The organism is Mesorhizobium sp. M8A.F.Ca.ET.057.01.1.1, assembly GCF_003952565.1.
Lineage (GTDB): Bacteria > Pseudomonadota > Alphaproteobacteria > Rhizobiales > Rhizobiaceae > Mesorhizobium.
This window is the reverse complement of the sequence record NZ_CP034454.1, coordinates 876,454-901,157: the sequence shown is the minus strand read 5'-3', so window position 1 is coordinate 901,157 and position 24,704 is coordinate 876,454. Positions and strand designations below refer to the sequence as shown.

Sequence of the window (24,704 nt, the reverse complement as noted above, 5' to 3'; positions counted from 1 at the left end):
AAGTATTGGGTAAGCATTTCGGCCAGATGGCTGGCGCCCGGGTTTCAATGCCAAATGCACGCGCTCTCATAATAAAGGGAACCACCATGCGTTCCGGCAGTTGAATATGTGATGAGCCATTAGGTAGCCAGCACGGCTCTGAGGGCAAAGCATTATGCGCGACAATCAGTCCGACGTCTTCGATCTTTTTTCGGAGATTTATGCCAACGCCGCCCAGGAAGAAACCAGCCTCCAGCAGTATCTCCTTGCCTGCCGAGAGGACAAATCAATGTATGCCTCGGCGCCTGAACGGATGGTCGAGGCGATCGGCGAACCCGACCTGGTCGACACCAGCAAGGACGAACGGCTCGGCCGCATTTTTTCGAACCGCACCCTCAAGATCTATCCCTCCTTCTCCGACTTCTACGGCATGGAGGAAACGATCGAGCGTATCGCCGGATATTTTCGCTATGCCTCCCAGGGACTCGAGGAGCGCAAGCAAATCCTCTACCTCCTTGGCCCTGTCGGCGGCGGCAAATCCTCTTTGGCCGAACGGCTGAAGAAATTGATGGAACAGCACCCGATCTACACGCTGAAGGTCGGCAACCAGATCAGCCCGGTTTTCGAATCGCCACTTGGCCTTTTCCACCCCGATCGAATGGGCGACCTGCTGGAGGATAAATACGGCATCGCCCGACGCCGGCTGAATGGGCTCATCTCACCATGGGCGGCCAAGCGGCTCGACGAACTGTCCGGCGACATTTCCAAATTCAGCGTGGTCAAGTTGATGCCTTCCCGGCTGCGCCAGATCGGCATTGCCAAGACAGAGCCCGGCGACGAAAACAATCAGGATGTCTCGGCCCTGGTCGGCAAGGTCGACATCAGACAGCTGGAAAATTTCAGCCAGTCCGACCCGGACGCCTATTCCTACAGCGGCGGACTGAACCGGACCACGCAGGGCCTGCTCGAATTCGTCGAGATGTTCAAGGCACCCATCAAGGTCCTTCATCCGTTGCTGACGGCGACCCAGGAAGGCAGCTACAACGGTACCGAGAATTTCGGCTCCTTTCCCTACCAGGGCATCATCATTGCCCATTCCAACGAATCGGAATGGCAACAGTTCAAAAACAACAAGAACAACGAGGCCTTTCTCGACCGCATCCTCGTGGTCAAGGTGCCGTATTGCCTGCGGATCACCGAAGAGCGGCAAATCTATGAAAAGCTGCTGCGCGAGAGCGACCTCGCCGCAAGCCCCTGCGCACCTGAAGTGATGGACATTCTCAGCCGATTCACGGTCTCGACCCGCCTTGCCGAGCACGATAATTCGCCGCTCTACACCAAGATGCGCGCCTATGACGGCGAGAATCTCAAGGAGATCGATCCCAAGGCGAAATCGGTCCAGGAATATCGCGATGCCGCCGGCGTCGACGAAGGCATGACCGGCGTAAGCACACGCTTCGCCTTCAAGATCTTGTCCCAGACATTCAACTACGACACCAAGGAGGTGGCTGCCGATCCGGTGCACCTGATGTACATCCTGGAAGAGGCGATCAAGCGCGAGCAGTTTCCAAAGGAAACGGAAGGCGCCTATCTCGACTTCATCAAGTCGGAACTGGCAACGCGCTATGCCGAGTTCATCGGCCACGAGATTCAGAAGGCCTATCTGGAATCGTACAGCGAATATGGCCAGAACCTCTTCGACCGCTACATCGCCTATGCCGATGCCTGGATTGAGGACCAGGACTACAAGGATCCCGACACGGGCCAGATTCTCAATCGCGAGGTATTGGACAAGGAATTGTCACAGGTCGAGAAACCGGCCGGCATCGCCAATCCCAAGGACTTCCGCAATGAAGTGGTCAAATTCACGCTGCGTGCCCGGGCGCGAAATCACGGCCGCAACCCGTCCTGGACAGGTTATGAGAAACTTCGCGAGGTTATCGAGAAGCGGATGTTCGGCCAGGTCGAAGACCTCTTGCCGGTGATCAGTTTCGGCTCCAAGCAGGACAGCGTCACGGAAAAGCGGCACAATGAATTCGTGCAGCGCATGGTGGAACGCGGCTACACCGAGCGGCAGGTGCGCCGGCTTGTCGACTGGTACATGCGGGTGAACAAGGCGGGTTAAGAAAAGCCCGAATGGTTCCATGCCTATTTTCATCGACCGCCGCCTGAATCCGAAGGACAAGAGCCTGGGCAATCGCCAGCGGTTCCTCAAGCGTGCTCGGGAAGAACTCAAGCGAAGCCTACGCGATCAGATCCGCATCGGCAGGATCGCCGAAGTGGATGCCGAGCACGCAGTGCCCATGCCCGATAGGGGCACGGGCGAGCCGACCTTCAACAACGCCAGGAACAGCGGCAGGCGCCAGTACATCCTGCCGGGCAACAGGCATTTCTCTCCTGGAGATCTGATCCCCAAGCCCGGCCAGGGCGGCGGCGCCGGGGCGTCGTCCCCGGGAGACAGCGCGTCCGAAGACGACTTTCGTTTTGTGCTGTCACGCGAAGAGGTGCTCGATCTTTTTTTCGAGGATCTCGAACTCCCGGATATGGTCAAGCTCAACCTCAAGGAAATCCTTGCCTTCAAGCCGCGCCGGGCTGGCTTCGCCGCTACCGGCTCACCGACCAACATCAACGTCGGGCGCACGATGCGTAACAGTCACGGCCGGCGTATTGCCCTGAGGCGCCCCAAGCAGGGCGAGATGGACGCGATCCTCGAGGAAATCGCCATGCTCGAGTTGGCGCAATCCAGCGCAGCGACGCGCCAGCGCATTGCGGCATTGCGCGAGGAGCTGGACCGGTTGGAGCGGCGGCGCAGGCGAATTGCCTATGTCGATCCCGTCGACATTCGATTCAACCGCTTCGATCCCCAGCCCGTGCCGAACGCCAATGCCGTCATGTTCTGTCTGATGGATGTGTCCGGGTCCATGGGTGAGCGCGAAAAGGATTTGGCCAAGCGCTTCTTCGTGCTGCTGCACCTGTTTTTGAAACGGCGCTATGACCGGATCGAAATCGTCTTCATCCGCCATACCCACGAGGCACAGGAGGTTGACGAGGAGACATTCTTCAATTGCACGCAAAGCGGCGGCACCGTCGTTTCCACCGCGCTCGAGGAAATGCATCGCATCATCGGGCAGCGATATCCGGCCAGCCAATGGAACATCTATGCCGCTCAGGCCTCGGACGGAGACAATTCCATCACCGATTCCGAGCGCTGCATAGCCCTGCTCGACGGCAAGCTCATGCGGCTGTGCCAGTATTTTGCCTATGTCGAGATCATCGACGAGCGCGAAGCCCATATATTCGGCACGACCGAGAACGGGACATCGCTATGGCGTGCCTATAGCGCGATCAACCTGAAATGGCCGAACTTCGAGATGAGCCGCATCGCCACGCCCGCCGATATCTACCCGGTCTTTCGCCAGCTCTTCGGCAGACAGCCGACTCTCCTCAAGAGAGCGTGAGGGAGCCGATGGCCACACAAGCCGCTAATTCCGAACTGCTTTTTTCCGGATCCGACTGGGATTTTACGAAATTGTCGCGGGTCTATGACGCGATCGAGGCGATCGCGGTCGAAGAGCTCCATCTCGATATCTATCCCGTGCAGATGGAGATCATCTCCTCCCAGCAGATGCTCGACGCCTACTCGTCAATCGGTATGCCGCTGATGTACCGACATTGGTCTTTCGGCAAACACTTCCTCCACCAGGATCTGCTCTATCGCAAAGGCGGGCGCGGGCTTGCCTATGAACTGGTCATCAATTCCAATCCCTGCATCGTCTATCTGATGGAGGAGAACACCATGGCCCTGCAGGCCTTGGTGACGGCCCACGCCGCGCTCGGGCACAACCACTTCTTCAAGAATAACCATCTGTTCAAGCAGTGGACGGACGCTGGGGCGATCCTCGGCTACCTGGACTTCGCCAAGAGCTACATTGTCCGTTGCGAGGAGCGGCACGGCCTCGCTGCCGTCGAGGCCGTTCTCGATTCCGCCCACGCCCTGATGGAACAAGGCGTGTTCCGCTATCAGCGGCCGCCGAAGCTGTCGTCGGAGCGACTGCGCGAAGGGCTTCGCGAGCGTCTCGAATACGAAGAGCGCTCCTACAACGATTTGTGGCGCACACTGCCGTCTTCGCAGCACAGGGCCGACGTCAAGGTCCAAGACCCGGAGTGGAAGAAATCGCTCAACTTACCCGAAGAAAACCTCCTTTATTTCCTGGAAAAGAATAGCCTGGTCCTGGAGCCCTGGCAGCGCGAGATCATCAGGATCGTTCGCGTCATAGCGCAATATTTTTATCCGCAACGGCAAACCCAGGTGATGAACGAGGGCTGCGCCACCTTCGTGCACTACACCGTGATGAACACGCTGTTCGACCGCGGCCGGATCAGCGAGGGCGCCATGCTCGAAATCCTGCGCAATCATTCCAACGTGGTCTTCCAGCCGGCGTTCGATGATCCGCGTTTTTCGGGCATCAATCCATACGCTCTCGGCCTCGACATGATGCAGGACATCAGGCGCATTTCGACCAAGCCGACGGCCGAGGACCGAGACTGGTTTCCCGACATCGCCGGCCACGGCAACTGGCGCGAGGTCCTCCTCGACGCCTGGGCAGACCACCGCGACGAGTCCTTCATCCGCCAGTACCTCAGTCCGGCCTTGATCCGGAAATGGCGGTTTTTTGTACTCGGCGACGCTGCCGACCAGCCGCATTGTGAGGTCGCCTCGATCCACAACGAGCGCGGCTATGAGAAGATACGCGCCGCGCTCGCTCACAGCTACGACGTCGGCGCGAACCGACCGGATATTCAGGTGGTGGATGTCGATCTGCTCGGCGATCGGCATTTGCGACTGCAGCACAAGGTGAAACAGGGCATCCTTCTTGAGGACACCAGCCGCGACGCCACGCTTCGTCACATCCGGAGGCTTTGGGGCTATGAGGTCAGCCTGGCCGCCGTCGACGCTGAGACGGGCCTGACGGTCCATGAACGGTCGACGAGCCAGATCGCGGAATGAGGCTTGGTTGTTGCACCGATCCCGTGGGCCCAGGCTGGCGCATGTCGATCAAAAAGTGCGCAGCGGCCTTGGGGGGACTGACATAAAGACAGGCTTCAGGCGTCGCCGGCCGGCCGGATCCTGACCCTGGCAATCCGGTTCTTGTCGCGCTTCATCACAACGAAGCGCTTGCCGTGGAATGTAAAAGCCTGCTTCTCCTCGGGGATCGATTGCGCCTCGTGGATGACGAGGCCGGCAATGGTGGTCGCCTCCTCGTCGGGCAGGTTCCAGTCGAGCGCCCGGTTGAGGTCGCGGATCGGCACCGTGCCGTCGACCACGACGGAGCCGTCGGCCTCCTGCTTGACGCCCTGGATGTCGACATCGTGCTCGTCCGCGATCTCGCCGACGATCTCCTCGATGATGTCCTCCAGCGTCACCAGCCCCTCGACCTCGCCATATTCGTCGACGACGACGGCGAAATGCGCTTTCCTGCGCAAGAAGGCGTTGAGCTGTTCCTGCAAGGTCGTGGTGTCGGGCACGAACCAGGGTTTTGACGCGATCTTCATCACGTCGATTTGCGAGAAATCGTTGCCGACTTCGTTCAGCGCGCGCAGCAGATCCTTGGCGTGCAGCACGCCGACGATGTTGTCGAGCGATCCTTTCCAGAGCGGCATGCGGGTGTGCGGGCTCTGCAGGATCTCGCGCACCACCGCTTCCGGCGCATTGTCGGCGTTGACCGAGCGCATATTCGTGCGGTGGACCATGACGTCGGAAACTTCGAGCTCTTCGAGGTCGAACAGGCCGCCGATGCGGTCGCGGTCCTCGCGCACCACCTGGCCGTCACGGCGGAAATCGTCGACCGCGCCGCGCAATTCGTCCTGGCTCGAGCGCTGCGGCCCGATGCGAGACAGTTCATAGCCGAACATGGCGAGGAGACGCTTGCGCACAGCAACGACCAGCAGGATGATGATGGCAAGGACGGCGACGACGATCCAGCCATTGTCCATCTCAGCCGGCTTTCCGGCTGGCTGGATGGCTTTCCCTGAGGAACGACAGCACTTCCGAGGCCGGTACATCCTTGGCGATGAAGGCCTGGCCGATGCCGCGCGTCAGAATGAAGGTCAGCGCGCCGCGCGACACCTTCTTGTCCTGCGTGATGAAGGCGAACAGGGCATCCGCATCGGGCAAATCGCCCGGGATATCGGCCATCCGCCACGGCAGCCCGACGGCACGCAGATGCGCTTCGACGCGGGCCGCATCGTCGGGGCTGGCGAGATTGAGCCGCGACGAGAACCGGTGCGCCAGCGCCATGCCGATGGCGACCCCCTCGCCATGGACGAGGCGAGCGCCGTCATACTGCGTGGCGGCCTCGAGCGCGTGGCCGAACGTATGGCCAAGGTTGAGCAAGGCGCGGTCGCCCGTTTCGAACTCGTCGCGGGCAACGACATCGGCCTTGGCGCGGCAGGCCTCGGCAATGGCCTCGGCCCGCTCCGGTCCGCCGGCAAACACCTTTTCCCAGTTCGCTTCCAGCCAGGCGAAGAATTCCGGCCGGTCGATCAGCCCGTATTTGGCGAGCTCGGCATAGCCGGCGCGGAATTCGCGGATCGGCAGCGTGTCGAGCACTTCGGTGTCGGCCAGCACCAGCTTGGGCTGGAGGAAGACGCCGACGAGGTTCTTGCCGCGCGGGCTGTTAATGCCGGTCTTGCCGCCGACCGAGGAATCGACCTGCGCCAGCAGCGAGGTCGGAATCTGCACGAAATTCATGCCGCGCCGCACGATGCCTGCGGCAAAACCGGTGAGATCGCCGATGACGCCGCCGCCAAGCGCGATGACGACGTCGCCGCGCTCCAGCCTGGCGGCCAGGACGCCATCGACCACCTCTTCGAGATGGGCAAAGCTCTTGGTCTTCTCGCCGGGCGGCATCGTGATGACGGTGGGCTGGATGCCACCCTTCTCTAGCCCGGCCTTCAGCGTATCGAGATGCGCTGCGGCGACGTTCTCGTCGGTCACGACGGCGGCGCGTGTGCCCGGCAGCCGGCGTGAAATCTCAGCACCGGCGCGCGACAGCAGGCCGGCGCCGATCAATATGTCGTAGGCCCGGTCACCGAGACCGACTTCGACGATGACAGGCTGATCCGCGCTCATGATTCGACCTCGCCCGTCGCGGCTATCGTATCGATGCCGAAATGCCGGCACAGCGCCTCAAGCACCTCGGCGGCAATGATCTCCTTGCGGTCGTCGCGGGTCGGCACGGTGACGTCGGAAGTGGCATAGACCGGATAGCGTTCCTCCATCAGCCGCTCCAGCACGGCGCGGGGATCGGCACTTTTCAAAAGCGGCCGGTTCTGCTTCTTGGAAACGCGGTCCATCAGAAGGTCGAGCTCGGCCTTCAGCCACACCGAGACGCCGTGCGCGGCAATGGCATCGCGCGTCTGCGCGTTCATGAAGGCGCCGCCGCCGGTCGACAGAACCTGCGGGCCGTTTTCAAGCACGCGCAGGATGACACGCTGTTCCAGGGCCCTGAACTCGGTCTCGCCGTAGCGCTCGAACAGCTCCGGAACGGTCATCCGCGACACGCTCTCGATCTCCTGGTCGCTATCGATGAAGGGCAGCGAAAGCATCGTCGACACCTTGCGACCGATTGCCGTCTTGCCGGCGCCCATCAGGCCGACAAAGACAATGGACCGGCCGCCCAGCCGGCCAAGCAGCGCGGCATGGGTCTCTCCTGGAGGATTTGCCTGTAGCGCGTTCATCAGCTGTTTCTTGCGCCCTCTTTGCCGGCGTATCGACATGAAAAGCCGGTTTGCGTCAAGCGTGCCGAGTGCCGTGGGCTCGACATGGACAGAGGGACGCTCGCATCAGAAGTTGCTAACACGCCCCCGCTTCCTCCTTGAATTGGGCGGATTGGCGTCCCATAAGGGCACAGGGTTTGGAAACACAGAACAAAAAGACGGGCGAGAATTGATGCCGACACTGTTTCGCTTTGTCGTGACCCTCGCGATTCTGGCCGGCATTGCCTATGGTACGATGTTCGCGCTGGTGATGTTCGTCGAGCCGAAAAAAGCGGAAATGAGCGTGCGTATTCCGCCGGAAAAGCTCAATCCCAAGAAAAACTGAACCACACCGAAACTGTCTCGGAACCGCCTCAACGAAATGAACAGCGCCGCCCGTATCGAGGCTTTCCTGGAAATGATGAGCGCCGAGCGGGGAGCCGCCGAGAACACGCTTTCCTCCTATCGCCGCGATCTGGAGGACGCCTCGGAAGAAATCGATGGCGGGCTTGCCGGTGCGGGTGCCGCCGACATCAGGGCCTATCTCGACGACATTGCCGCGCGCGGCTTCGCGCCGACCTCGCAGGCGCGCAAACTGTCGGCGATCCGCCAGTTCTTCAAGTTCCTCTATGCCGAAGGCCTGCGCGGCGACGACCCGACCGGCACGCTGGACAGCCCTAAGAAGGGCCGTCCACTGCCCAAGACGATGAGCGAGGCCGAAACCGGCCGGCTGATCGACCGCGCCGCGCACGAAGCCGGCGATGCCGGGCTCGGTCATGCCGACAGGTTGGCGGCCTTGCGCCTGCATGCCCTGGTCGAAGTGCTCTACGCCACGGGTCTGCGCGTTTCCGAACTGGTCGGCCTGCCTGTGACGGTGGCGCAGCGCGACGACCGTTTCTTCATGGTCCGCGGCAAGGGCGACAAGGAACGCATGGTGCCGCTGTCGGCCAAGGCGCGCGCGGCGATGCGGAGTTGGCTTGACGCCCGGGCCAAGGTGCCTGCCTTCGACGACAGCCCGTTCCTGTTTCCGGCGGCATCCGATAGCGGATATCTCTCGCGCCAGGTCTTTGCCCGCGACCTGAAAGGGCTGGCGGCGCGCGCCGGCATTGCCTCGGCGAAAATATCGCCGCATGTGTTGCGCCATGCTTTCGCCAGCCATCTCCTGCAGAACGGCGCCGATCTCAGGGCCGTGCAGCAACTGCTCGGCCACGCCGACATATCGACGACACAGATTTACACCCACGTGCTTGAGGAGCGGCTGGTGCGGCTGGTCAACGATCATCATCCGCTTGCCGACTAGGCCTCATATCGCTATGTGAGGACGACATTTCACCGCCCGGAGCCTTGGTTTCAACGGTTCCGCAGTCCTTGCCTTCCGACGTATCGGTCCGCTCAAGCATGTACAATTACCTCGATTTCGAAAAGCCGGTGCAGGATCTTGAGCTCAAGATCCTCGAGCTCAAGAAGCTTGCCGAGAACGGCGAGGCGGTCGATGTCGCCGACGAGATCACCAGGCTCGAGAAGCGTTCGCGCGATGCGCTGCGCGATCTCTACAAGGCGCTGACGCCGTGGCAGAAGGTGCAGGTCGCGCGCCATTCCGACAGGCCGCACTGCGTCGACTACATCAAGGGCCTGTTCAGCGACTTCACGCCGCTCGCCGGCGACCGCAATTTCGGCGAGGACCAGGCGATTGTCGGCGGTTTTGCCCGCTTCCGTGGCGAGCCGGTGGCCATCCTCGGCCAGGAAAAAGGTTCGGATACGGCAAGCCGCCTGAAGCACAATTTCGGTTCGGTGCGCCCCGAGGGCTACCGCAAGGCCGTGCGGCTGATGGAGCTCGCCGATCGCTTCAAGATTCCGCTGCTGACGCTGGTCGACACGGCGGGCGCCTATCCCGGCGTCGGCGCCGAGGAGCGCGGCCAGGCCGAAGCCATTGCCCGCTCGACGTCTGCCTGCCTTGCACTGAAGGTCCCGTCGATCTCGGTGGTCATCGGCGAAGGCGGTTCGGGCGGCGCCATCGCGATCGCCACCGCCAACCGCGTCTACATGCTAGAACACGCCATCTATTCGGTGATTTCGCCGGAAGGCGCCGCCTCCATCCTGTGGCGCGACACGACGCGCTCCAAGGACGCGGCGACCAACATGAAGATCACCGCGCAGGATCTTCTCGAACTGAAGATCATCGACGCCATCATCCCCGAGCCGATGGGCGGCGCCCAGCGCGCGCCCGAAACGGTGATTGCCGCGACCGGCGACCTCATCGCCAAGACGATGAAGGAATTTGCCGGCGCCAACACCGATTTCCGCGAACAGCGTCGCGAGAAATACCTGGCGATGGGCCGCAGCCTCTGACCGTCTGACGGCACAATGGGGCCATCGGAAGCCCCGTGCCCACGGCAATGTGGCGGTAATGAGCGCTTCCGCCACAAAAATGCCGCCGGATTCGGTTCAATGAAATTGCCGTGAGGGGTTTGTGGAAGCTTGCGGTAAGGAATTTTCAAGGTTAACGGGCTTACGGTCCGTCGGTGTTCAGCATACGGGTCCAGCCGCTTTGAAGCCATGGACCCGAGGAAAAAGACATAGCCGTCCATGTTTGCCAAGTTTGCCCGCACCGGAGTCCTCATTGCCTCGATAGTCGTTGCTGGCTGCAATGATTCGTCGATGAAGGATTTTGCCCCGGAAGCCAACAAGCCGCTGCCGGACAAGATCTTGGCCGATATGAAGGCCAAGGGCATGATCCGCACCTCCTCGGTGATGGCCCGTATCTTCAAGGAAGAAGGCAAGCTCGAAATCTGGAAGGCCAAGACCAATGGCCGCTACGACATGGTAGCGAGCTACGATATCTGCAAATGGTCGGGCAAGCTCGGGCCGAAATACACCGAGGGCGACCGCCAGGCGCCGGAAGGTTTCTATACGGTGCGGCCGTCGCAGATGAACCCGCGCTCGAACTACCATCTGTCCTTCAACATCGGCTTCCCCAACGCCTATGACCGTGCCAATGGCCGCACGGGTCAGAACCTGATGGTGCATGGCGCCTGCTCGTCGTCGGGCTGCTATTCGATGACCGATGCGCAGATCGAACAGATCTATGCCTTCGGCCGCGATGCCTTTCAGGGTGGCCAGACTGAGTTCCAGATCCAGGCTTTTCCGTTCCGCATGACCGCGGCCAACATGGCGCGCTACCGCAACGACCCGAACTATGAGTTCTGGAAGATGCTGAAGGTCGGCTACGACAATTTCGAAGTCACCAAGGTGCCGCCGAAGGTCGACGTCTGCGAGAAGCGCTACGTCTTCAACCAGGTTGCCGCCGACGGCCAGACCTTCGATCCGACCGGCGCCTGCCCGGCGACCACGCAGCCGGATTCGCTGAAGAGTGCCTACAACGCCTATCAAAGCACGTATGACGCGGCCTTCAACGGCGCGCTCAAGGCCAGCGTGCCGCCACCAAAACCGACGATTGCCGGCATCAAGGAAGCCAGCATCGTCTCCGATTGGTCCAAGCGCCGGGCCCGTGGCGAGCGCGTGCCGATCGATCCGCCGTCGCTCAACACCGACGGCTCGGTGACCGAGACGACGCGCATGGGCCGCATCGATTCGCCCGCCGGCCGCAAGATGGCCGCGCTCGACGCGCAAAACGCGGCCAAGAAGAAGGCCGAGGAGCAGAGGCTGGCTGCCATCGAGGCCGCCAAGCAGGCCAAGGAAGCCGCCAAGGCGCAGGCTCTTGCCGAGAAGGAAGCGGCCAAGCAAGCCAAGATAGCGGCCAAGGCCGCCAAGGAAGCTCCTGTCGCGACCGCGACCATTGCGGCTCCGACCGAAGCCCAGCCCGCCGAAACGCAGGCGGCAAACGCCGATGAGAGCCGGGTGACCAAGCTGAAGAACAAGCTGCTCGGCATGTTCGGCGGCTGATCGCCGTGGCCAGCGACACCGTCTATGATCTCAAGGGGCTGAACTGCCCTCTGCCCGTGCTGAAGGCGAAGAAGCGGCTGGCCGGCATGCCGCCGGGCAGCCGGCTCTGGCTGGAGACCACCGACCCGCTGGCCGTCATCGACATCCCTGCCTTCTGCTCGGATGCCGGCCACCAGCTGATTGAAACGGCGTCGGTTTCAGGCGGCCATCGCTTCCTGGTCGAACGCGGCGAGCAATAATCGAAAAAATTACAGTCCGGCGATCGCCAGCGGATTGTTTTCCAGCGCCGCGCGGTCGGGCGTGTCGATCCCCGGCCGGTTGGTGAAGGCGGCGAACAGCCGGCGCACATAATCTTCCGGCATGTCGAGCGTGATCAGCACCAGCCGCGTGCCGCGCTGGCCATCCGGCCAAGCCGGCAGTCGCGCCGGCGGATGCAGGATCTTCTGCACGCCGTGCACCACCAACGGCCGCGAAGGGTCTTCCTTGAGTTCGATGACGCCCTTCATGCGCAGCAGGTGCTCGCCATGTGTCGAGCGCAGCAAATCAAGGAACATCTCTATGGCCGAGAACGGCACCGGCCCCTCATGGACCAGCGAATAGGAGCGTACGCGCTGGTCGTGCCGATGGCCATGATCATGACCGTGCCCACGATCATGGTCTGCATGATCATGGTCTGCATGGTCATGCTCGCCATGGTGATGATCGTGATCGTGCGCCGCTTCGTCGCCGAGCCAGCGCCGCACGTCGGCGGACTTGGTCGCCGGATTGTAGAGGCCGCAGTCGAACAGCGCCGCCACGCCGGTCTTCGTCTCCCCGACATCGAGCAGTTGAGCTCCGGGATTGATCTGCCGCAAGCGTGCCCGCAGCGTTTCGAGGTCGCTGGGATCAGCGACCAGATCGGCCTTGGAGAGCACGATACGGTCGGCCACCGCAACCTGCTTGACCGCCTCGACATGCGCATCGAGTGTCGCATCCCCGTTGACCGCATCGACCAGGGTGATGACGCCGTCGAGCCGGAAGGCCTGGACCAGCGCCGGATGGGCCATGATGGACTGCAGCACCGGCGCCGGGTCGGCCAGTCCCGTGGTCTCGACGATGACGCGGGCAAGCCGGGCGATACGGCCGGTCTGCAGCCGGTCGACTAGGTCGGCCAGCGTGTCGACAAGTTCGCCGCGCACCGTGCAGCACAGGCAGCCGTCGGAAAGCTGGATGATGCCGTCGGAGGCCTGCTCGACCAGCAGGTGGTCGATCGCCACCTCGCCATACTCGTTGATGATGACCGCGGTGTCGGCCAAGGCCGGATCCTTCAGGAGCCGGTTGAGCAATGTCGTCTTGCCGGCGCCAAGAAAGCCGGTCAGCACCGAGACGGGTATCGGGAAACCGCTCATCGGGTTAATTCGCGGCTTTGGTCGGCTGGTCGCCTTGCGCGGCGGCACCCACGACTTTCGGACCGGTGCCGGCCGGTACGGGTTTGTCGGGCCGCCAAGCCGGAATCGGCACGTCGGCATATTCCTGCGCGCCCTCGTCGAGGATCGCCTTCGGCGCCGGACCGGTGGCGCCGCCGAGGCCGACGGCAACCAGTGTCGGCACATGGTCGAGCTTCTCCCGATAGGGCGATTTCGGCACGTCCTTGGCGGCGACGGCTGGCGGCGCCTCGGACTGCTCCGCCTTCGTCTTCTTCTTGCAGACCTCGTCATGCATGTCGTTGGGCGAGACCAGATCGCCGTAGGGCGCCAGCGTGGTGACGGTGGTCGACCCGGCGGCAGGCGCGTCAAAGCCCTGATCGAGCAGTTTGGCCGCGGTTTCGGCACGGCTGACCGCCGACTTCTCGCCAAGCACCACCGCCACCAGCGTACGCCCGTTGCGGGTCGCCGAACCGATCATGTTGAAGCCGGACGGGCAGACAAAGCCGGTCTTCATGCCGTCGGCGCCGGGATAGCGGCCGATCAGGAGATTGTAGTTGGAAATGGCCTTCTTGCCGACCGCGAGCCCCTCGATCGAGAACCACGGCGCATATTGCGGGAACTCGCGGCGGATCGCCATCACCAGGATCGAGAGATCGCGCGCCGTCGTGTACTGGTCGGGCGAGTAAAGGCCGTTCGGGTTGACGAAATGGGTGCCGTTCATGCCGAGCCGGGCCGCCTCGGCGTTCATCCTTTCAGCGAAAGCTGCCTGCGAGCCGCCGACATTCTCGCCGACCGCCATGGCGATATCATTGGCCGATTTGACCAGCATCATCTTCAGCGCATTGTCGAGCCGCATCACCGAGCCGGGCTTGAAACCCATCTTGCTCGGCGGTTCGCCGGCGGCGTGTTTGGTCACCTTGATCGGCGAATCGAGCTGGACTTCCCCGGCCGCGATCGCCCTGAAGGTCACATAGGCGGTCATCAGCTTGCTGAGCGAGGCCGGGTACCAGCGCTTGAACGCATCCTGATGCTGCAGGATCTGGCCGTTCTTGAGGTCGAAGACCACCACCGGATTGGCCAGTGCCGGCCCAGCCAGGACGGACAGCATGATTGCGCCAGCCGGGAATAGTTTGAGGAAATGCCTGTGCCGCATGATCGAATCCGAAATCGCCTCTTGCCCTGATTGCCCCTGGCTCCGTAAGATTTCGTTACGTGACCGCCAGCATAAGGATCCGACCCTCAAAAACCGGACCGCATTATTGCGGTGCTATTTACCCTATGTGACGCCAACATGGCAAAGCGCCCGACAATCACAATTCCAAAACATCGGGCTGAAGCCGGCTGCACCAACAACGAAATGGAACCATCATGCCAATCCTGAACCGTGCCGCCGAAATGCAGGACGAAGTCGCCGGCTGGCGACAGCATCTGCACCAGACGCCAGAACTGAACTTCGATGTCTTCAAGACGGCGGCCTTCGTCACCGAAAAGCTGAAAGAGTTTGGCTGCGACGATGTGGTGACCGGCCTCGGCAAGACGGGCGTCGTCGGCATCATCCGCGGCCGTCAGGGGGAAGGCCCCACAATCGGGTTGCGCGCCGACATGGACGCCCTGCCGCTCAAGGAGATCACCGGCAAGCCCTACGCGTCGACCGTTCCGGGCAAGATGCATGCCTGCGGCCATGACGGCCACACCGCGATGCTGCTCGGTGCAGCGAAATATCTCGCCGAGACGCGCAATTTCACGGGCTCCGTGGCGGTGATCTTCCAGCCGGCGGAAGAAGGCGGCGGCGGCGGCAACGAGATGGTCAAGGACGGCATGATGGAGCGCTTCGATATCGCGAAAGTGTTCGGCATGCACAACATGCCGGGCCTGCCGGTCGGCCAGTTCGCCATCCGTCCGGGTCCGATCATGGCGGCGACGGCCGAATTCACCATCACCGTGAAAGGCCGGGGCGGCCATGCGGCGATGCCGCACGGCACGATCGACCCGATCGTCATCACCAGCCAGCTGGTCGGCGCCTTGCAGACGATCGCCTCGCGCAGCACCGATCCAGTCGAGGCCGTGGTGGTGTCGGTGACCAAGTTCCACGCGGGCGACGCCTACAACATCATCCCGGAATCGGCCGAGATCGCCGGCACGGTGCGCACGCTGAAGAAGGAGGTGGCCAAGAAATCGGAAGAGCGTATCCGCGCGATCTGCGCGGGGCTGGCCACCGCCTATGGCGCGACGATCGAGGTCGACTACGACGCGAATTACCCGGTGACGTTCAACCATGCGGATGAGACGGTGTTCGCCAGCGACGTGGCCGCCGACGTGGCCGGCGATGCCCAGGTGCACCGCGCGATCCAGCCGGTGATGGGCGGCGAGGATTTCTCCTATATGCTGGAAGCCCGGCCCGGCGCCTTCATCTTCATCGGCAATGGCGAGACCGCCGGTCTCCACAACCCGGCCTATGACTTCAACGACGAAGCCATCCCGCACGGCATGAGCTATTGGGTGAAACTGGCGGAGACGGCGCTAGCCGCCTGATGCCGGTCATGTGAAGCGCCGGCCGAATTGCGTTCGGCCGGCCTCTTGGCGAAACGGTTCGAAGCGGCTATGTGTCGGGCCGCGTGGTCCCGTAGCTCAGTAGGATAGAGCGGCAGATTCCTAATCTGTAGGTCACAGGTTCGATTCCTGTCGGGATCACCATGCTTCTCAACGACTTGGCGAAGACCTGTCGTATCCCTTGCAAATCAGGTCCGTTGGAGAGCACGAAACGCCCCCGTACGCATTTGATGGGTTTCGGGGGAGGGAGAAGCCTCGCTTGCACTGGCATTTCGGCATTCGTCTGCTGCATTGGTTGACCGCGATCGCGCTCGCGGCGCAGATCGTCATTGCCTTCGGGCCGATGAACGGCCCGGGTATGGCGACGATGAACTGGCTTCCGCTCCACATGTCGATCGGCGTGACGATCCTGGCCATCATCGTGCTCAGGCTTTGCTGGCGCGTCTTCACGAGGGCTCCCGTCAGGCACGCCTCACGGCCCGTGCGCTCCGCGACAGCTTTCTTCCACCTGTTTCTCTACGTCACCATTCTCGCCGTCCTGGCAACTGGGTGGCTGGGCTACCGGCCAATGCCTTTCATGCCACCCGCACGGCTTTTCGGAAACGTGCCGGTACCGTTGGCGCCATCGGTCGGCACGCTGTCGGCAAGAGGGTTCGCGCTGGTCCATGCAAAGCTGGTCTGGATATTGCTCGGACTCATCGGAGTTCACATCCTGGGTGCCCTGGTGCATTTCACGCTGTTGCGCGATGGTGTGATGGAAAGCATGGTCTTCGGCCAGTCGAACGCGGCCTCGCGGGAACAAAAAGCGGCGAGCGCGGCCGATGATGAATTACGGTGACAGTGCACCAATTACTTGCCGTCGCTTGCCGCGTTTTCCGGCTTCCGGCTCTTCCGGTTTGTTCGGCGATCCGACCCTGAAGAGCTTCACGCCCACCGGTCGGCCGATGCTCTTGGCTTTGCGCAGCGCGTCGAATGCGGTGACATCCGTCTCGATCCTATCGAGCAGCCCCGCCAGCGACGGCAACCGTTCGTCATCGGCTCCAGATCCGTGACGCCATCGGATTCGCCCGTCAGATGTTTGATAGGGAGGTATGGCGAGTAATTAGTGCACTGTCACCGTAATTCACCCACCGAAATTCGCCGGCAACGACAGCCCGTTGTCCATCTCCGCCTCCTGGGGCGGTTCCATCGGCTGGCACAGCGCATAGGCTTTCGCCAGCGCCGCTTCGGCATCCTTGTGAAGTTGGTTTTTCATGATCGCTTCGGCCTTGCCGATGACGCAGTCGAAGTAAGTGTCATCGTCATCCGCATGGGTCGTCTGCGTCATCGCCGCGCTGGCCAGCATGGCGATCGCAACGAGCGTGAGCAGGCGCGCCGGCAGCCGAACCTCGGGCTGGCGTGCATCGTGGTTTGCCGCTGTCCTTTCCGGGATTGCCGGCCGATAGATCTCCCTGACGATCAGCATGAAGTAACCGGTCTGCAGCAGGATTGCGCTGGCGGCGGCCCATGCAAGGGCGACCCATGGCGAACCCGTCCTGAAATAGGCCGCGAGCGCGACGGACGCCGACGCTGTGGTCATCCCGATGAGAAACTGACGAAAATGCATCGTTGCCAACCGTTGGATCGGGACGGCCTTGTAGCCGCCTCGCCACAGCAGCAAATGCCGTGCCAGACGAGCTGACCCATTACGATGCATCTGGTCATTGAACGAGGCAGCAACCCGTCCAACGCCGCAAACGAAAATCCCGCCATGAGGAACCATGGCGGGATTTTTCATGCTCGAATGCGATCAGGCCGGCTCAGCCGACCCGGACGACGAAATGCTTGGTCACCGGCTCGATGATCTTCCAGGTCCCCTTGAAATCGGCTTCCACCACGAAAGCATCGCCGGGGCCAACTTCGACCGGCGTGCCGCCGTCGGGCGTGATGATGATGCGGCCGGCGATCATGTGCACGAACTCATAGTCGGTGTAGGTCGCATGATAGGTGCCGGGCGAAGCCCGCCATGTGCCCGATATCACCTTGCCGTCCTCGGTCGTGTGCTGGACGGCGGTCTGCATGGTCGGCTGGCCCTCGACAGCGATCCAGCCAGGCAGATCGCCGGCTTCCGCGTGCTCGACCGCGCCGAATTTGAGAATGGTCTTGTTCGTCATGCCGGGCTCCGTTTGCTTCATATGTTCGAGGTCGGATAGCCGATGCACATGGCGGGAGCAATGCCGTGCCATGCGAAACAGGCGCAGCCGCGCATCCCGCGCCGACCTGGAGTTGCTACGGCTTGTGCGGCGCCGAGACGAGTTCCGCCTTGCGTTGCGCCGTCTCCAGACCGAGGCCGATGAAGGCGCGCGCGTGTTTGGCGAGCGCCATATTGTCGGTCCACAGATTGCGCCAGATCGCGGTCTTCTTCGACAGGTTCTCGTCGACGATCTCCGAGGAGAAGGATTCGAAGCTGAGATCGTCGGCGTAGCCGATTGCGGTCAACGCATCGAAAATCGCCCCGAAGTCGATATTGCCGGTGCCGAGGAAGCCGCGATGGCTTTCGCCGATATGGACATAGCCGATCTTGGCTGCCGCGTGACGGACGGCGAGCCCGACATCGGCCTCCTCGATGTTCATATGGAAGGTGTCGAGATGCAGGAAGATGTTGTCCGACCCGGTGTCCTTGATGAAGGCCAGGCCCTGCGCGGCGGTGTTGAGCAGATTGCTTTCGAAGCGGTTGACGATTTCCAGGTTGAGCGTGACGCCGGCCGCCTTCGCCGTCTCGGCAACCTTGGCCAGCGCCGCGGCGCTGCGGTTCCATTGATCGCGTGTCGGCGCCTCGACCTGCAGGCCATGGCTGGTCGACAAAATGCCGGCGACCTTGCTGCCGCCAAGGTCGCGCGTCAACGCGATGGTCTGGTTGAGGATCTCGACGCCGCGCGCGGCGATCGCCTTGTCGTCGCTCGATATGTCGCCATCACCAGGCAACCCGATGCTGATCGCCACGCCGAGATCAAGATCGGCGATGCGTTTGGCAAGCCCGCCAATATCGACGTCGGCGGGGTCGAGATAGGAGAATTCGATCAGGTCGAAACCGGCCTCCTTGGTATTGGCCAGCGTGCGTTCGAGTTCGCTCTGCACCGAGCTTGCCGACCAGACGAAAGAATGGATTCCGATGCGCGACATGATCGTCTCCGGCACTGAGGTGGGATGAGAATGGGTGCGGCCGGATCGCACCGGCCGCACCAGCCTTGGGAGGCTTAGCGGGCCGCGGTCCAGCCCTTGTAGTCCTTCAGGTTCTCGGCTGTGATCAGCTTCGGGTCGAGCAGCACGGTGGCCTCCGCCGGCTTCTTGCCGGCCAGCAGATCGGCCGCCATGGTCAGCGACTGGCCGGCCATCACATAGGGATCCTGCGAGGCCGAAGCCTTGATCATCGATTTGCCGGAAGAAAGTTCCTTCTCGATATCCGGCGCGCCGTCGACCGCGGTGAAGATGAACTCCGAACGGTTGAGCTGCTTGGCGGCGAGCTCGGCACCAATCGCCGTCGGATCGTTGATGGCGAACACCGCGTCGATCTTGTCGAAACGGGTGAGCAGCGACTGGAACACTTTCAAGCCGCCATCGCGCGAGCCTTCGGCATTCTGGTCGTCGGACAGGATTTTGATGTCGGGATGCTGGGCAAGCACGTTCTTGCAGCCCTTCACACGTTCCAGGATCGACGACGACGCCGGTCCGTTGAGGATGACGTAGTCGCCCTTGCCGCCGGTGTGGTCGACTAGGTACTGGCAGGCTTCCTCGCCGGCCTTGACGTTGTTGGTCATCACGGTGACGTCCGCGCCCGGCGCCGAAACGTCGAAGGCGGCGACGATGACGCCGGCGGCCTGCGCCTTCTTCACCGCCGGTGCGATCGCCTTGGCGTCGACCGCGTTGAGCATGATCACGTCGACGCCGGCGGCGATGAAGGAATCGACCTGCGAGACCTGCTTGTTGAGGTCGTAGTCGGCCGAGACCGATGTTACCTCGACCTTAGGATTGATCTTCTTGGCCGCATCCTCGATGCCCTTGATAGTGGCGACGAAGAAGGGGTTGCCGAGCAAGCCGACCGAGATGCCGACCTTGTTGAGGTCCTTGGCCGATGCCGGCGCGATGGCGACGGCCGCGAGCGCAGCGCCGCAGAGCAGTCTGGTGATGATCTTCATTACGCTTACTTCCTCCGATGCACCGCGCCTCTCACGGTGCGTTGCACAAGCCGGTCGTTGATGCCGGCGACCAGGTCACTCACGTTCTTGCCCCTGCCTGGAGCCGGTAGCGGTCGAGGGCGACCGCCACGATGATGACCAATCCCTTGATGATGTACTGCCAGATGTCCGAGACGCCGGCCAAGATGAGCCCGTTGGAGAGCACCGCGATGATCAGGCCGCCGATCAGCGTGCCCCAGATCGAGCCGACGCCGCCGACGAAACTGGTGCCGCCGAGGATGACGGCGGCGATGGCGTCGAGTTCATAGCTTTGTCCGAGCTGCAAGCCGTTTGCGGCGTAGAGCCGGGCCGCCGACATGGCGCCGCCAAGGCCGGCGAGCAGCCCCGAAACGCCATAGACGAAAAGCAGCACCAGCGGCACCTTGATGCCAGTTAGCCGCGCAGCCTCGGCGTTGCCGCCGACGGCGTAGATCCAGGTGCCGAGCACGGTGCGTTTGAGCACCAGCCAGGACAGGACCACCACCGACAGCGCGATGACGACCAGCCAGGGAATGCCGAGTACCGAACCGTTGCCGATGAAGTCGAACGGCAGGTCGGAGTTGAAGACCGTCGTGTCCTGCCCGAGCAGGCGGGCAACGCCGCGCACGGCCGTCAGCGAACCGAGCGTCACGATGAACGGCGGTAGCCTGATATAGGCCACCAGCAACCCGTTGATGAGCCCGAAGCCAAGGCCGACCAGGATTGCCGCCGGCACGCCGAGCAGGCCCCAGTCCGGCACCAGCGACACCAGCACCGCCACCATCGCCGAGGCGGCAAGGATGGAGCCGACCGACAGGTCGATGCCGCCGGTCAGGATGACGAAGGTCATGCCGGCGGCGAGCACGATGTTGATCGACGATTGCTGGGTGACGATCAGCAGGTTGGTGCCGGTCAGAAAGCGCGGATTGATGAACTGGAAGCCGGCGGCCAGCAGCACCAGCACCGGCAGCATGCCAAGGGCCGCAAGCGCGGTGCGCAGCCGCCGGCTCCTCACCGCCGCCTGATCCACACTCTTCGTCCCGGTCGTCCTGTCTGTCATCGCTGAGACGCTCCCGTCGCAAGTTCCATGATCGCTTCCTGACGAAGCGGCTCGCCTTCGGATGCCGTCACCTCGCCAGCGATCGCGCCATCGCGCATCACCAGCACGCGGTCGGCGACGCCGATCACCTCCGGCAATTCGCTGGAGATCATCAGGATGGCGATGCCCTTGTTGGCGAGGTTGTCGATCAGCCGGTAGATTTCCGACTTGGCGCCGACATCGACCCCGCGGGTCGGCTCGTCGAGGATGACGACCTTCGGCTCGGTCTCCAGCAGGCGCGCGAGCAGCACCTTCTGCTGGTTGCCGCCCGACAGCGAACCGGCATTGGCCTGCGCCGAGCCGGTGCGGATGGAGAGGTCCGCAATGGCCTTCGCCGCTCTCCTGTCGGCGGCGGTAAAATCGCGAAATCCGCCGGCTCGCGCGTCCCTGGCCAGCACGCCCATGCTGATGTTGTCCGAAATCGACATGTCGAGGAACAGGCCGAGTTCCTTGCGATCCTCGGTGAGGTAGGCGATGCCGGCATCGAGCGCCTCGCGCGGCGAGGCGATGGTCACGGCCTTGCCGTCGAGTTCCATCGTGCCGGCGCTGCGCTTGTCGGCGCCGAAGATCAGCCTGGCAAGCTCCGTGCGGCCCGAGCCGACGAGGCCGGCCAGCGCCAGCACCTCGCCGTGGTGGAGGTCGAACGAACAGTCCTTCAGCAAGTGCACGTCGGACATGCCGCGCACCGAGAGCGCCACGGCACGTTTCTCGTCCGGCGGGCGATGATCCTTCTTGTAGAAGGCGGAGAGATCGCGGCCGACCATCATCGACACCAGCCGCGAGGCGTTGAGGTCGGCGCGCTCCAGCGTACCGACATAGCCGCTGTCGCGCAGCACGCTGACGCGGTCGGCGAGTTGGTAGACCTCTTCCATGCGATGGCTGATGTAGATGATGGCGATGCCTTGCGCCTTCAGCGTCGCGATCACCTCGAACAGCCGGTCGGTCTCGCGCGAGGTCAGCGACGTGGTCGGCTCGTCCATGACGATGATGCGCGCATTCGTCGACAGCGCCCGGGCGATCTCGACCAGCTGGCGCTCGCCGAGCGACAGGCTGGAAACCAGGGCACGCGCCGAGAAGGAGACGCCGAGCCGATCGACGATCTCGGCGGCGCGCCGGTTGCACTGGTCCCGGTCGACGACGCCGAAGCGCCGCGGCTCGTTGCCGAGGAAGATGTTCTGCGCCACCGTCAGGTTCGGCGCCAGCGACAGCTCCTGGTAGATCACCGCGATGCCGGCCGCGCGTGCCTTGATCGGATCGCCGGTCGCGGCGGGTGCGCCATCGATCAGGATCTCGCCGCCTGGATCCGGCCGATAGGCGCCCGACAACACCTTCATCAGCGTCGACTTGCCGGCGCCGTTCTCGCCCATCAGCGCGTGCAATTCGCCGGCGTGGACGCCGAGCGACACGTCCTGCAGGGCGCGGATCGCGCCGAAGGTCTTCGAGATGTGGCGCATCTCCAGCACCGGCTGGCGCGTCGCCTGTGGTTGGACTGCCGCGCTCATCGCGCACCACCCGCTGCCTTGGCGGCGGCACCGTGCCCGGCAACGCGGTCGCGCCAGGCATCGCGATAGCCGGCAAGGCCGCCGAATTGTGTCGCATGCGCCGGCTCTGGCGCCTCGGCGGCAAATTCGCGCCCAACGCCCTCGAAGGCGAGCGCCGCCGCCCCCGTGGCACTGCCTTCCAGCGAGGCGCCCTGCAGGAAGGCCTGGCCGGGACGCAATTGTGCAATGATCCCGGCAAGCAGGCCGCCAGTGTTCAGCCCGCCATCGACGATCACCGTGTTATCGGAATGGATTAGATCGAGGCAGAGGTCGACCATCAGCGCCACGTAAAGCAGCGCCACCGCCGCGCGTTGCACGGCGCTGGGCGTACCGCCGACGATTTCGCCGCTACGGTCCGATATCGGTCCACCCGGCGCGAAACTCGGCAGTGCCATGAGACCGGCGTCGAGCGCCTGCTGTATCGAGCCTAGCGGGATCGCGCCTTGCCAGCCGCCGCTGATGACGGCGAATTCGCGCCCGCCCATGAAGCGTATTGTCGGCACCGGACCGCCGTCGACATCGACATTGACCAGCATGTCGCGCTCGCGGTCGAGCGCTTCGAGCGGACAGTCTGGATTGAGCACGACGACCCAGGTGCCGGTCGACACGACGGTCAGCGGGCCAAGCCCTTGCCGGCGATAGGCGTATAGCGCCGCATTGGAGTCGTGGACGCCGTTGTGGATGGCGATCGACCGCTCGGTATTGCCGAAGCGCCGCTCGCCGATGACGGCGCCGGCACGTTCGAAAGCCGGCATCTGGCCGCGCCAGCACTCGGCGTCGACCAGCGAGGAGAAATCACGTTTGCGCGGCGCCCATAAATGCGAATGGCAGCCGAGATAGGAAACTTCCGAGACCGGCCTGCCGCCGAGGCGCCAGCTCCAGTACTGGGGATAGCCCAGAATCGATGTCGCGTTCGAAAACGCATAGGGATCGACCTGCTGCAACCACAGCATATGACGGCCATAGTTGAAGCCGAGCGGCAGGCGAGGAGAAAAGGTTTCGGCGAAATCCGGGATGCGGCGGTCGATCCGCACCGCGATTTCGGCCGGCGGCTCCTGCTCGTAGTCGAGGATCGGATGGGTCAGCGCCTTGCCGTCGACAAGGGCGAAGGTGCAACCATGGCCCGACACCATCGCCCCTTCCACACCATGATTTTCGACCGCGTCGGTAACGGCGCCGAACGCCCAGTCATGGAGGGCGGCCTCGTCGAGCACACCGAAGGCGCCTTGTCGCGTCCATTTCGGCTGCGTCCGGCGCTCGTCGAGGATGCGTCCGTCCTGGCCGAAGACGAACAGCTTCGAATTGGTCTTGCCGAAGTCGAGCACCGCCACATTCACGCGAGGGCTCCCGAGGTCGAAGCGATCCGCACCATGACGCCGGCGTCCTCCAGCATGCGCGCATCGGCATCGGAGAGGCCGTCATCGGTCACCAGTGTGCCGATGCGCGACAGCGGCAGCGCGACATTGCGCGCGTGGATCGACAGTTTGCGGCTGTCGGCCAGCACCACGATCTGATCGGCGCAGAGGCTGAGATCGACGATGGAGCGGACCAGCAAGGGATGCGATTCCAGCAGCCCTTCCTGGTTGAGGCCTTGCGTGCCGAGAAAGAATTTCGAGGCATAGAAGGGCGTCGCCTGGGTCGGCGAATGGATGATGCCGGGCTCGCGGTGCAGGTCGCCGCCGGCGACGGTCAAGCTGCAATGGCCATGGTCGCTGAGATAGGCCGCGAGCGGCATCGAATTGGTGTAGAGCCGGATGTTGCGGTCGGCGAGCTTGACGCCGAGATGAAAGCAGGTCGAGCCGCCATGGACGATGACGGCATCGCCATCGCGCACCATGGTCGCGGCGACGGCTGCGATCTGCCGCTTGGCCTCGACGGCAAGGTCACGGTTCTCGTCATAGGGCCGGGCATAGGCGACGCCCGCATGCGAAGCCCCGTCGAGTGCAGAAATGCCGCCATAGACCTTGCGGGCTTCACCGGCCTCGTCGATCCGGTCGATGTCGCGCCGCACCGTCGCTGCCGAGACCCCGAGCCGCTCCTGCAGCTCGCGCACGGAGGCGAACGGGCGGTCCCGCAGCAGTTCGACGATCTGACGCTGGCGGCCGAAGTCGCTCAACCCTTTCCTCCCTGACGCCATCTCCCACGGCAATTGGTGCAACTTAATCAACATTAGCCGGATTGCAAGCCGGTTTTGATGATAGTAGATCACTATTGACGCAGATCGCTCATATCTGCGATATCAGCGCCAACAGCGGCCCGGCGACGGGATTGCGTG

Annotated in this window: 24 protein-coding genes and 1 tRNA gene; 11 read left to right on the top strand and 14 right to left on the bottom strand. The window is 63.0% G+C overall.

Features of this window, described 5'->3' with window-relative positions:
* The first annotated feature begins 154 nt into the window (after nt 1-154).
* Genes EJ077_RS04150 through EJ077_RS04140 form a run of 3 tightly spaced genes read left to right on the top strand, consistent with a single transcriptional unit; the run spans nt 155 to nt 4,987 of the window.
* Entirely contained in the window at nt 155-2,104 is a 1,950-nt protein-coding gene (locus EJ077_RS04150) for a PrkA family serine protein kinase (protein WP_208699855.1), read from the top strand.
* Nucleotides 2,105-2,123: 19 nt separating this feature from the next.
* On the top strand, nt 2,124-3,437 hold the full coding sequence (locus EJ077_RS04145) for a YeaH/YhbH family protein (RefSeq protein ID WP_208699853.1): 1,314 nt from the start codon (nt 2,124-2,126) through the stop codon (nt 3,435-3,437).
* Nucleotides 3,438-3,445: 8 nt separating this feature from the next.
* Nucleotides 3,446-4,987 (top strand): SpoVR family protein, encoded by a 1,542-nt coding sequence (locus EJ077_RS04140; RefSeq protein WP_208699851.1) that lies wholly within the window; start codon nt 3,446-3,448, stop codon nt 4,985-4,987.
* A gap of 95 nt (nt 4,988-5,082) precedes the next feature.
* Here the strand turns inward: EJ077_RS04140 and EJ077_RS04135 are convergent, their stop codons facing one another.
* Genes EJ077_RS04135 through EJ077_RS04125 form a run of 3 tightly spaced genes read right to left on the bottom strand, consistent with a single transcriptional unit; the run spans nt 5,083 to nt 7,719 of the window.
* Complete coding sequence (locus EJ077_RS04135) at nt 5,083-5,973, bottom strand: HlyC/CorC family transporter (protein ID WP_208699849.1); 891 nt, start codon at nt 5,971-5,973, stop codon at nt 5,083-5,085.
* A gap of 1 nt (nt 5,974) precedes the next feature.
* The gene (aroB, locus tag EJ077_RS04130) at nt 5,975-7,111 is read right to left on the bottom strand and encodes a 3-dehydroquinate synthase (protein ID WP_208699847.1); all 1,137 of its coding nucleotides are present in this window, start codon (nt 7,109-7,111) and stop codon (nt 5,975-5,977) included.
* Nucleotides 7,108-7,719, bottom strand: coding sequence for a shikimate kinase (locus tag EJ077_RS04125; protein WP_208699845.1), 612 nt, complete (start codon nt 7,717-7,719; stop codon nt 7,108-7,110). Before EJ077_RS04125 ends, aroB begins: the two co-directional genes overlap by 4 nt.
* 211 nt (nt 7,720-7,930) lie before the next feature.
* Between EJ077_RS04125 and EJ077_RS04120 the strand changes: the two genes are divergently transcribed.
* From EJ077_RS04120 to EJ077_RS04100, 5 genes are all read left to right on the top strand, one after another.
* Complete coding sequence (locus tag EJ077_RS04120; protein ID WP_015315495.1) at nt 7,931-8,083, top strand: hypothetical protein; 153 nt, start codon at nt 7,931-7,933, stop codon at nt 8,081-8,083.
* 36 nt (nt 8,084-8,119) lie between these two features.
* Complete coding sequence (locus EJ077_RS04115; protein WP_208699843.1) at nt 8,120-9,037, top strand: site-specific tyrosine recombinase XerD; 918 nt, start codon at nt 8,120-8,122, stop codon at nt 9,035-9,037.
* A gap of 98 nt (nt 9,038-9,135) precedes the next feature.
* A complete protein-coding gene (locus EJ077_RS04110) occupies nt 9,136-10,086 on the top strand; it encodes an acetyl-CoA carboxylase carboxyltransferase subunit alpha (protein ID WP_208699841.1) in 951 nt (316 codons plus the stop codon).
* 237 nt (nt 10,087-10,323) lie between these two features.
* The gene (locus EJ077_RS04105; protein ID WP_208699839.1) at nt 10,324-11,640 is read left to right on the top strand and encodes a L,D-transpeptidase family protein; all 1,317 of its coding nucleotides are present in this window, start codon (nt 10,324-10,326) and stop codon (nt 11,638-11,640) included.
* A gap of 5 nt (nt 11,641-11,645) precedes the next feature.
* Nucleotides 11,646-11,879, top strand: a complete 234-nt coding sequence (locus EJ077_RS04100) for a sulfurtransferase TusA family protein (RefSeq protein WP_208699837.1) — start codon at nt 11,646-11,648, stop codon at nt 11,877-11,879.
* A gap of 9 nt (nt 11,880-11,888) precedes the next feature.
* Here EJ077_RS04100 and EJ077_RS04095 read toward each other — a convergent pair whose 3' ends face one another.
* Entirely contained in the window at nt 11,889-13,028 is a 1,140-nt protein-coding gene (locus EJ077_RS04095; protein ID WP_208699835.1) for a CobW family GTP-binding protein, read from the bottom strand.
* A gap of 4 nt (nt 13,029-13,032) precedes the next feature.
* Nucleotides 13,033-14,199 (bottom strand): D-alanyl-D-alanine carboxypeptidase family protein, encoded by a 1,167-nt coding sequence (locus tag EJ077_RS04090; RefSeq protein ID WP_208699833.1) that lies wholly within the window; start codon nt 14,197-14,199, stop codon nt 13,033-13,035.
* A gap of 215 nt (nt 14,200-14,414) precedes the next feature.
* Between EJ077_RS04090 and EJ077_RS04085 the strand changes: the two genes are divergently transcribed.
* The 3 genes from EJ077_RS04085 (at nt 14,415) to EJ077_RS04075 (ending at nt 16,434) form a co-directional block, all read left to right on the top strand.
* The gene (locus EJ077_RS04085; RefSeq protein WP_127872191.1) at nt 14,415-15,578 is read left to right on the top strand and encodes a M20 aminoacylase family protein; all 1,164 of its coding nucleotides are present in this window, start codon (nt 14,415-14,417) and stop codon (nt 15,576-15,578) included.
* Nucleotides 15,579-15,663: 85 nt separating this feature from the next.
* A tRNA-Arg gene (locus EJ077_RS04080) sits at nt 15,664-15,740 on the top strand.
* A gap of 115 nt (nt 15,741-15,855) precedes the next feature.
* Nucleotides 15,856-16,434 (top strand): cytochrome b, encoded by a 579-nt coding sequence (locus EJ077_RS04075; protein ID WP_208699831.1) that lies wholly within the window; start codon nt 15,856-15,858, stop codon nt 16,432-16,434.
* Here the strand turns inward: EJ077_RS04075 and EJ077_RS04070 are convergent.
* The 9 genes from EJ077_RS04070 to EJ077_RS04030 form a co-directional block, all read right to left on the bottom strand.
* Complete coding sequence (locus tag EJ077_RS04070) at nt 16,426-16,620, bottom strand: hypothetical protein (protein WP_208699829.1); 195 nt, start codon at nt 16,618-16,620, stop codon at nt 16,426-16,428. The two genes, EJ077_RS04075 and EJ077_RS04070, sit on opposite strands and share 9 nt — an antisense overlap.
* A 99-nt stretch (nt 16,621-16,719) precedes the next feature.
* Nucleotides 16,720-17,373, bottom strand: a complete 654-nt coding sequence (locus EJ077_RS04065) for a hypothetical protein (protein ID WP_208699827.1) — start codon at nt 17,371-17,373, stop codon at nt 16,720-16,722.
* Nucleotides 17,374-17,395: 22 nt separating this feature from the next.
* On the bottom strand, nt 17,396-17,749 hold the full coding sequence (locus tag EJ077_RS04060; RefSeq protein ID WP_208699825.1) for a cupin domain-containing protein: 354 nt from the start codon (nt 17,747-17,749) through the stop codon (nt 17,396-17,398).
* A 115-nt stretch (nt 17,750-17,864) separates the two neighbouring features.
* Nucleotides 17,865-18,758, bottom strand: a complete 894-nt coding sequence (locus tag EJ077_RS04055) for a sugar phosphate isomerase/epimerase family protein (RefSeq protein WP_208699823.1) — start codon at nt 18,756-18,758, stop codon at nt 17,865-17,867.
* A 74-nt stretch (nt 18,759-18,832) separates the two neighbouring features.
* On the bottom strand, nt 18,833-19,771 hold the full coding sequence (locus tag EJ077_RS04050; RefSeq protein ID WP_172735568.1) for an ABC transporter substrate-binding protein: 939 nt from the start codon (nt 19,769-19,771) through the stop codon (nt 18,833-18,835).
* A gap of 79 nt (nt 19,772-19,850) precedes the next feature.
* On the bottom strand, nt 19,851-20,849 hold the full coding sequence (locus EJ077_RS04045) for an ABC transporter permease subunit (protein ID WP_140754407.1): 999 nt from the start codon (nt 20,847-20,849) through the stop codon (nt 19,851-19,853).
* On the bottom strand, nt 20,846-22,390 hold the full coding sequence (locus EJ077_RS04040; RefSeq protein ID WP_208699821.1) for a sugar ABC transporter ATP-binding protein: 1,545 nt from the start codon (nt 22,388-22,390) through the stop codon (nt 20,846-20,848). Before EJ077_RS04040 ends, EJ077_RS04045 begins: the two co-directional genes overlap by 4 nt.
* Nucleotides 22,387-23,766 (bottom strand): FGGY-family carbohydrate kinase, encoded by a 1,380-nt coding sequence (locus EJ077_RS04035; protein WP_208699819.1) that lies wholly within the window; start codon nt 23,764-23,766, stop codon nt 22,387-22,389. Before EJ077_RS04035 ends, EJ077_RS04040 begins: the two co-directional genes overlap by 4 nt.
* The gene (locus EJ077_RS04030; protein ID WP_208699817.1) at nt 23,763-24,545 is read right to left on the bottom strand and encodes a DeoR/GlpR family DNA-binding transcription regulator; all 783 of its coding nucleotides are present in this window, start codon (nt 24,543-24,545) and stop codon (nt 23,763-23,765) included. Before EJ077_RS04030 ends, EJ077_RS04035 begins: the two co-directional genes overlap by 4 nt.
* Nucleotides 24,546-24,704: the final 159 nt, after the last annotated feature.

Coding starts and splice junctions, on each gene's coding strand:
- EJ077_RS04095 (WP_208699835.1), bottom strand. CDS start 13,028: ATGAGCGGTTTCCCGATACCCGTCTCGGTGCTGACCGGCTTTCTTGGC.
- EJ077_RS04045 (WP_140754407.1), bottom strand. CDS start 20,849: ATGACAGACAGGACGACCGGGACGAAGAGTGTGGATCAGGCGGCGGTG.
- EJ077_RS04125 (WP_208699845.1), bottom strand. CDS start 7,719: ATGAACGCGCTACAGGCAAATCCTCCAGGAGAGACCCATGCCGCGCTG.
- EJ077_RS04120 (WP_015315495.1), top strand. CDS start 7,931: ATGCCGACACTGTTTCGCTTTGTCGTGACCCTCGCGATTCTGGCCGGC.
- EJ077_RS04140 (WP_208699851.1), top strand. CDS start 3,446: ATGGCCACACAAGCCGCTAATTCCGAACTGCTTTTTTCCGGATCCGAC.
- EJ077_RS04105 (WP_208699839.1), top strand. CDS start 10,324: ATGTTTGCCAAGTTTGCCCGCACCGGAGTCCTCATTGCCTCGATAGTC.
- EJ077_RS04115 (WP_208699843.1), top strand. CDS start 8,120: ATGAACAGCGCCGCCCGTATCGAGGCTTTCCTGGAAATGATGAGCGCC.
- EJ077_RS04135 (WP_208699849.1), bottom strand. CDS start 5,973: ATGGACAATGGCTGGATCGTCGTCGCCGTCCTTGCCATCATCATCCTG.
- EJ077_RS04085 (WP_127872191.1), top strand. CDS start 14,415: ATGCCAATCCTGAACCGTGCCGCCGAAATGCAGGACGAAGTCGCCGGC.
- EJ077_RS04150 (WP_208699855.1), top strand. CDS start 155: ATGCGCGACAATCAGTCCGACGTCTTCGATCTTTTTTCGGAGATTTAT.
- EJ077_RS04110 (WP_208699841.1), top strand. CDS start 9,136: ATGTACAATTACCTCGATTTCGAAAAGCCGGTGCAGGATCTTGAGCTC.
- EJ077_RS04065 (WP_208699827.1), bottom strand. CDS start 17,373: ATGAAAAATCCCGCCATGGTTCCTCATGGCGGGATTTTCGTTTGCGGC.
- EJ077_RS04055 (WP_208699823.1), bottom strand. CDS start 18,758: ATGTCGCGCATCGGAATCCATTCTTTCGTCTGGTCGGCAAGCTCGGTG.
- EJ077_RS04090 (WP_208699833.1), bottom strand. CDS start 14,199: ATGCGGCACAGGCATTTCCTCAAACTATTCCCGGCTGGCGCAATCATG.
- EJ077_RS04060 (WP_208699825.1), bottom strand. CDS start 17,749: ATGACGAACAAGACCATTCTCAAATTCGGCGCGGTCGAGCACGCGGAA.
- EJ077_RS04040 (WP_208699821.1), bottom strand. CDS start 22,390: ATGAGCGCGGCAGTCCAACCACAGGCGACGCGCCAGCCGGTGCTGGAG.
- aroB (WP_208699847.1), bottom strand. CDS start 7,111: ATGAGCGCGGATCAGCCTGTCATCGTCGAAGTCGGTCTCGGTGACCGG.
- EJ077_RS04145 (WP_208699853.1), top strand. CDS start 2,124: ATGCCTATTTTCATCGACCGCCGCCTGAATCCGAAGGACAAGAGCCTG.
- EJ077_RS04050 (WP_172735568.1), bottom strand. CDS start 19,771: ATGAAGATCATCACCAGACTGCTCTGCGGCGCTGCGCTCGCGGCCGTC.